Source organism: Paenibacillus luteus (assembly GCF_006542765.1).
Classification (GTDB): domain Bacteria; phylum Bacillota; class Bacilli; order Paenibacillales; family Paenibacillaceae; genus Pristimantibacillus; species Pristimantibacillus luteus.
This window is the reverse complement of sequence record NZ_SKCD01000047.1, coordinates 19,384-27,110: the sequence shown is the minus strand read 5'-3', so window position 1 is coordinate 27,110 and position 7,727 is coordinate 19,384. Positions and strand designations below refer to the sequence as shown.

At 46.0% G+C, this 7,727-nt stretch carries 5 protein-coding genes; 4 read left to right on the top strand and 1 reads right to left on the bottom strand.

Annotated features, from left to right (window positions below; genetic code table 11):
- Positions 1 to 180 precede the first annotated feature (180 nt).
- On the top strand, positions 181 to 966 hold the full coding sequence (locus E0496_RS27900; RefSeq protein ID WP_141505138.1) for a TatD family hydrolase: 786 nt from the start codon (positions 181 to 183) through the stop codon (positions 964 to 966).
- A 306-nt stretch (positions 967 to 1,272) separates the two neighbouring features.
- A complete protein-coding gene (locus tag E0496_RS27895) occupies positions 1,273 to 3,339 on the top strand; it encodes a serine hydrolase domain-containing protein (protein ID WP_141505137.1) in 2,067 nt (688 codons plus the stop codon).
- Positions 3,340 to 3,651: 312 nt separating this feature from the next.
- Here E0496_RS27895 and E0496_RS27890 read toward each other — a convergent pair whose 3' ends face one another.
- A complete protein-coding gene (locus tag E0496_RS27890; protein WP_141505136.1) occupies positions 3,652 to 5,235 on the bottom strand; it encodes a helix-turn-helix domain-containing protein in 1,584 nt (527 codons plus the stop codon).
- 214 nt (positions 5,236 to 5,449) lie between these two features.
- On the opposite strand from E0496_RS27890, the gene E0496_RS27885 reads away from it, so the two are divergent.
- Together E0496_RS27885 and E0496_RS27880 are read left to right on the top strand one after the other, a co-directional pair.
- Positions 5,450 to 6,457: an ABC transporter substrate-binding protein gene (locus tag E0496_RS27885; RefSeq protein ID WP_206669887.1), complete on the top strand. Its 1,008-nt coding sequence runs from the start codon at positions 5,450 to 5,452 to the stop codon at positions 6,455 to 6,457.
- Entirely contained in the window at positions 6,454 to 7,497 is a 1,044-nt protein-coding gene (locus tag E0496_RS27880; RefSeq protein ID WP_141505134.1) for an NAD(P)/FAD-dependent oxidoreductase, read from the top strand. Before E0496_RS27885 ends, E0496_RS27880 begins: the two co-directional genes overlap by 4 nt.
- The last annotated feature ends 230 nt before the right edge of the window (positions 7,498 to 7,727 follow it).

Here is a 7,727-nt window from a genome sequence, read left to right as displayed (position 1 = left end):
GAACATATCCTTAATTTGTTCCCATTGTTCATCACTTAGTTCATACCTTCTTTGAATCATGGTGGATGCTCCAATCGTTTTTCTCAAATTATACTACAAAATCATTTAGTTTTCAGACACGTCCTAGAAAGTTTATAATAAGAAGCACCAAGAAATGAAATGGAATGGAGCAAATAAATGATGGAGCATAAAATAATAGATATTGGCGTCAATTTGATGCACCGGTCGTATAATCAGGATCGTGAACAGGTGGTTGAGAGAGCGGCAGCGAATGAGGTTTCTCCACTTGTTATCACGGGAACAAGCCTGAGAAACAGCATGGAAGCTGCCCGCTATGCAGGTCGTTTACCGGGAAAGCTGTACTCTACTGCGGGTGTTCATCCTCACGATGCGAAGAACTGTACAAATGAGACGATGAAGAAGCTCAAGCAACTGGCGGCACAGCCGCAGGTGGTTGCCATCGGAGAATGTGGACTAGACTATAACCGGGATTTCTCACCGCGGGATGTGCAGCGCAAATGGTTCGCCGAGCAAATTGGTTTAGCACTGGAGCAGAATCTGCCGCTGTTTTTGCATGAACGGGAAGCTTTTTCGGACTTTATAGGTATTCTTAAGGAGCAATCGGTTCAGAAAGCGGTCGTTCATTGTTTTACGGGGACTTTACCCGAGCTTAAGGCGTATCTTGAAATGGGCCTCTATATCGGGATTACAGGCTGGATTTGTGATGAACGAAGAGGCAAACACCTGAAAGAGCTTGTACGGATGATTCCGTTGGACCGGCTTATGATCGAGACGGATGGGCCATTCCTGACCCCGCGTGATTTGAAGGAGAAACCGCAAGATGGACGGAATGAGCCTGCTTTCTTGCCACACATTTTGCGGGCCGTGTCACGATGTATCGGAAGATCAGTGGAAGAAGTAGCTGAGGCTACGAGAAAGACTTCGGAGGAGTTTTTTGGTTTATAAGCGATATGTAGATGAGGTATATAAGGATGAAATTTAGCTTTACCAATAGAAAGGACATATACAACGTTAGTTCTGTTAAAGCCGCGCTTAGCGCGGTTTTTTTGTTTTCAGGAATCATAATACTGACTACCGCTCAATTATGGAGCATGACCTTAACAGGAGCTGAACGGACATCTATATATCGCAGTTGAAAATTAAGGTTATGTTCAATAGCACGTAAGGCCGGAATGCTAGAATGACGGTAAGGAAGGAGATTCAAGCTAAATTCTTAACCGATCAAAACTAGAGACAAAGGATGTGGATGATTTGAAAAAACGATACCTATGGACGCTTGCAGCGGCCTTAGTTCTGACCCCGCTTATTCCTACGAACGCAATGGCTTCCAGCACGGTAGCTGCAGTTTCTTCTAAGACGCTAGAGAAGATTGCTTCTGAGAAAGCAGCACTTCTAACTGAACAATATGGAATAACCAGCGTGCAGTATGCCTTGATCGACAATGGAGTAATCAAAGTATCGGGACAAACAGGATTTAACGATATAGAAGGGAAAATCCCTTTAACGAAGGAAACCATCTATGGCATTGGCTCTACTAGCAAAATGTTTACCGCGTCGGCAGTCATGAAACTAGTCGACGAAGGTAAGATCAATCTCGATACCCCTGTCGTACAATATATTACGGACTTTAAAATGGAAGATGAACGTTATAAAAAGATTACTCCGCGCATGTTGTTGAATCACTCATCTGGCTTGCAGGGTTCGAGCTTAAACAGTGCATTTTTATTCAAGGATCCAGATCCGTACGTACACGATTCGCTGCTAGAGAACTTGTCTACACAGAAGTTAAAGGCAGAACCGGGAGCTTTTTCCGTGTATTGCAATGATGGGTTCACGCTCGCAGAGATTCTTGTAGAAAGAGTCAGCAATATGACTTTCACGGCATTCATTCATCATAATTTTGCTGTACCTTTGGGTATGAACCATACCATGACGCCACAAGACATGGTAGAGACGAGCAAATTTGCCGGCCTTTACTCCCCTGCATATGAGGGGCAGCTTCCAACGGAGACGACCAATGCGATTGGTACAGGCGGAGTCTACTCTACTGCGGAGGATTTGGTCCGATTCTCGCAAATCTTTACTGGGAAGAGAACGGACGTACTCTCCATCAAATCAGCACAGACCATGGAGCAAGAAGAGTATAGAAGAGGATTATGGCCCAAAGACGCAGATAACTCGATGGACTTCGGACTTGGTTGGGACAGCGTACGCTTATTCCCGTTCAATGATTATGGGATAAAAGCCCTCGTCAAAGGAGGGGACACTCAGATGTATCATTCTTCCTTCGTCGTGCTTCCCGGGCAGAACATGGCTGCTGCAGTCATTACCTCAGGCGGTAGCTCCTCAATAAATCAGCTGCTAGCGAGTGAATTGCTCCTGCAAGCGATGAAAGAGAAGGGCACAATTAAAGAGATCAAGCCGGATAAATCATTTGGCAAGCCGGTTAAGGCTGACATGCCAAATGATTTTGTGAAGTACGCAGGTTATTATAGTACTCAAGGCGATCAGTGGAATGTAACTATCAAAGACGGGGAACTGTCATTGTCAGGAATAGTTGCTCCAGATCAGAAATTTATATACACCAAGGATGGAACTTTTGTCGATGAAGATGGAAGCACAAAGGTTAGTTTTGTCAAAGAAAGTAACGGACGGACTTATTTGTGGATGAGCCAGTATAGTTCTGTGCCTGAATTAGGCCAGCTTGCATTTTCTGATTACAAGGCGGAGAAATTGGAAGCTGTAGTACTGAATAAAGAGACGACAGATGCGTGGGCCAAAAGAGAAGGCAAATCCTACTATCCAATCAATGAGAAATTTAGCTCTGTCAACTACATGAGCATGATTAGGCCAACCATACAGACAAGCGGTGGTCACAAGTTGGAAGGCTATTTCAATGATATAAAAATAACAGGTCTCAATACGGCTGAAAGCCAGCATCAGATTCCTGGTACAGCAGGCCGTGATACACTGAGTATTCTTTTTTATGGTAAAGAAGGCGTAGAGTACTTTAATGCAGCTACAACCGTGTATATGAGCGAGGACGGAGTGAAGCCGCTGTATAAAGGCAAATTGTCGAAAACTACGATTCAAGCGGATGGTTATGCCAGATGGTTCAGCGTTCCCGAAGCAGCTGCCGGCAAGAAAATGGTAGTCAAGATGCCGGCTAAAGGCGGCTTTATGGTATACGATGAAACGGGAGCCCTAGTGAATAATACGGTCATTAGCGGTAAAAATGAAGTCGTACTGCCTACGAAGGGATATATCGTATTTGCTGGAAACGCGGGATCTACTTTCGGTATTACGCTAGTAAAATAACGAGTGAAAAAAACGATATAGGTTGAATTGAATTTTTTCGTTTTGGTCGCTATGCGAGTAGATCATTCTTACGATCGCGGTTGTAACCAGTTTCTTTGATTGACTAAGACATGTAAAGGTAAGAAACCGGCTACAAAGGCGAACACTTCGTTTCTCCAGTACGATCTCCTCGCTTCGCTTAAACTTCATTTCTTTAGTTCAACTTATATAGACTCAAATGCAGTTTTGGCCAGCTATTATAGCTGGCTTTTTTTCATGATCTTGGTCTCATTCAATAGAGTAGAGAGACTCTTTAGCCAGAGTCTTCTTACGCTAGCGAGCAAGCAACAGCTTCATCTGCACGTCCATTTGGCTGTGCATGGAGATAGGGTCGCTGACAGCGAAATGCTCAGGGTCTATGAAATAGATTCGATTATTTTGGACAGCCTTTAGCTGCTTCCAGATGAAAGTTTTTTCGAGCGCGCGGAATCGAACTGGATCAAGGATGCTTACAAATAATCGGTCGCCAGCGTATAATGAAAGCTGCTCCTCTGTAATCAGGCGATAAGCCTCACGGTTAAGCATCTCTTGCTCAATAATGGGAGGAGCCGTTATGCCCAGTCCATCGTATAAATTATAAGCTCCACGGCACCAGAAGTTGCCAAACACATAGATGGAATCAGTGCGTATTTCGATAACAGAAACCGTTTCTTCCTTGGATATGAATCCCCGTAATTCCGTTCTGTAACGCTCAGCCTTGTGTTCATATTGCAAAATAAGCTGCTGCGCTATCCTCTGTTTGTTAAAAGCTTCGCCGAGCATCGCCAACAACGTCATTGGTTTATGATCGTTTTGTGAGAAGATCATCGTAGAGGCAACGGTGGACAGCTCTTCGCATTCCTGTTCGTTCGATACCAGGATATATTCCGGATGCAGCTCGGCGATCTCTTCCAGTTGATAAGGAATATTGTTCACACGGTGAATATCCAGACTAAGATTCCGCAAATAAGGCCTGTTGGTTAAATTTTTGGCGGCTGCGATGGGCCGAATGCCAAGAGCGAGTAAATGCCCAAGGCAGGTTAGCGCACAAATATGGGCGGGTTTGTTCTCATAGTTGCGGACAAATTGTCCGGGCGTCAGCCCTTCCGTCTGCTTAAACCGGCGGTTGAAATAAAATTCATCCCGATAGCCGACCTTGACGGAGATCTCTTGCAGGCGCTCGCCTTTTAATAGGAGTTGTTTTGCAGATTCCATCCGTAAGGCCGTGATGTACTCCAACACATGCTTGCCTGTAATTTGCTTAAACCAGTGGGTGAATCTGCGTTTGCTTATTTGGGCTTGTGAAGCAAGCTCTTCTACGGAGATGTCTTCGGTAAAGTGCTCTTTGAGCTGTTCAATAATGACCAGCACCGCTTGCCGTGTTGTTTCGGCAGCTGGCTGAACTTCCGTGCTCTCTATTATAATTCGCATCAGCTTTTGGAATCTCGCGTGATTATCCATTTGCCGGGCTGCAGACTTATCATTCTGGTGAATGCTGATTTTCATAACTATGCGCAGCAGAGCTTTGATAGAGGAAATACGGCATTCACCGGTTTGCAAATAGGTCGTGGTGGGTCTGGCTGTGTTGCCTAGGATGGAAAAGCTGAGCAGCCAAAACGAGGTGCTCTGACCGTGAAATAGGTTCACGTCGATCATCGACCCAGGATCAAGCAACCAGCAACTACCGGCCTTAAGCGCGTATTCTTTATCGTTCCACAGAAGATCGCCTTCCCCTTCTTCCATAACAAGCAGGGTATAGGAGGTCAGCGGCTGGCCCGGCATTTCACTTATTAGGGGAGCGGCAATGTGTTGTAAATGGTGCAATTCGAAATAAAGGGTATGTACCGGCCGACTGACCTCCAAACCATTCCGATTCAAGTGAAAACCTCCAAGCTTAGTTGAGAATTATTATCAATTAAAGAAATCATACCGTAAAGCCACATTAATTTCAATCGGTTCCTTCTGGTTATTAAACAGCCCATTAGTATAAAATAACGTCCCATTCTATCCTTGTAGGTGCCAATAGCAAAAGCTATACTGGCTATAGTTGATAATGATTATCAATAAAACAAAGAGATGGGCGGAGACAATGATGGGAATTCAAAGCAAAAATATACGGAAAGGTCTTGCTGTGCTTTGTATCGCAATGGCATTAAGTGCGTGTGGCCATAACGGCGGTGGCAGTGAGGCGAAACCAACAAATACAGCTACGGCTGCAGAGAACCAAGGAAACGAACAAGAAAATGGGTCTGCAACCAAGTTTGTGACAGATGCTTACGATAAACAGGTGGAGATTCCAAGCTTGCCCAAGCGGATTGTTTATACAGATAACACGGTGGGGGATATTTTGCTATTTGGCGTTCAACCCATTGGTCTAATTCAAGATGGGCTTCAATATGCCGTGTACCGGGATGAAGTGAAAGACGTGGCCGATGTGGGCTGGCCGCCGAGCACGGAGAAGCTGATTGAGCTAGAGCCTGATTTGATTATTACATCCATGACGGACGCCCAGCAGCTCGATGTGATGAGAAAAGTTGCACCGGTTATTCAGACGAATGAGTGGGACCCGATGCCTGTCCGCGTAAAGAGAATTGGCGATTGGCTCGGCTTTGAGAAACAGGCGGATGAATTTCTAGCGAAGCATGAGTCAGATATCGATGAGATGTGGGATTCTTTGCTTCAGAAGGGTACCATTCAGAGCGGCGAAACGGCTTCCGTCTTTCAATACATGCTAGGCCAAAAAAGACTTAGCGTGTATACGACCAGCTATTTGCCAACCTTTGTCTATCATGAGAAAGGGTTCAAGCCAACGGCAGGCATCCAAGAACTGATTGATGATCCTGATAATTACGGATACTCAGACATATCAGCTGAATTGCTTCCAAATATAGCAGGAGACCGGATCTTTATTGTTTATTTTGATGGGCCTGAGCTTGATGCGGTTAAGCAAATGATCACTGAGCCAATCTGGAGAGATTTGCCGGCCGTGAAAGCGGGGAAAGTTTATTTTATAAATGGGGGGCTAGGCATTACGACAGATCCGCTGGCGAGAGAAGCTTTAATTAAGCAGCTTCCGGTTATATTGGGAGAGCAGTCATGAGCCAAACCCTAGAATTATTCGATGTCACGATTATTGGCGGCGGCCCAACGGGCTTGTATACGGCTTTTTACAGCGGCATGAGAGAATTAAAAACCAAGCTCATAGAAGCCCAGGACGAATTGGGCGGACGCATACTAACCTATCCGGAGAAAATGATTTGGGATGTTGGGGGGATCACCCCTGTCCGCGGGGAGAAGCTGATTGATCAATTGGTTCAACAAGCCCATACCTTTGAGCCGACGATTGTACTCGGCCAGCGTATCCAGCATTGTGAGCGGCAGGAGGATGGGAATTTCCTGCTGACGACAGAAGATGGTGAACAGCATCTCACCCGGACGGTTATTCTGGCTATCGGTTACGGCGCTCGCAAGCCGGCAAAGCTGGAGATCGAGGGAGCAGATCGTTTCGAAGTGACCAATCTGCATTATACGGTGCAGCAGTTGGACGGTTTTCGCGGCAAGCGGGTATTAATCTCTGGCGGCGGCGATGCCGCGGTGGATTGGGCTGTTGAGCTGGAGCCGATTGCGGCTAGCGTGACAATTGTTCATCGGCGCGGCGAATTTGGCGGGCATGAACGGACGGTTAGCCAAATGAAGCAGTCTTCCGTGACCATCCTTACCCCCTATACGGTAGAGGCACTTCATAGCGAGGATGGTACGATGATAGACACCGTCACCGTAGCTCATACGGCTACAGGCGAGCAGCAGAAACTTGAGGTCGACGCGGTGGTCGTCAGTCATGGGATGAGATGCGATTACGGTTCGATCCGTCATTGGGGGCTTAATATGAATGAATGGAATATGCAGGTAGACGATCAGATGGTTACCAACATTCCAGGCATCTACGCGGCGGGAGATTTCGTTACCTATCCGAACAAGGTGGAGCTGATTGCGGGCACCTTCACCAGCGGTATTTTGGCGTTAAATAGCGCGAAGAAGTATATGGAGCCGGAAGCTCCATACATGGCCTACGTTTCTTCCCATAACGACCGTTTCAAAGAGAAGAACCGCGCGCTGGGCGTTGCGGAGGAAGAGGAATAAAATAGTTAAAGCATTCGCATGCAGACAGGACTACCCGAACAGGGTGGTCCTGATTGTGTTGCTTGCTGCGTGTAAGGTGAGAAGGGGAAAATGCTGTACTGGTCTTGTTTTGCAAGGAATGATAGCAATTTCAGTTGTCGCACTCTACGTGGTTTAGTTCCATTATTTCATAAAATTGGGAAGGTGGATGTCTCTTGATGTCGAATGGTAAGTAGAGTCCTTTATACTAA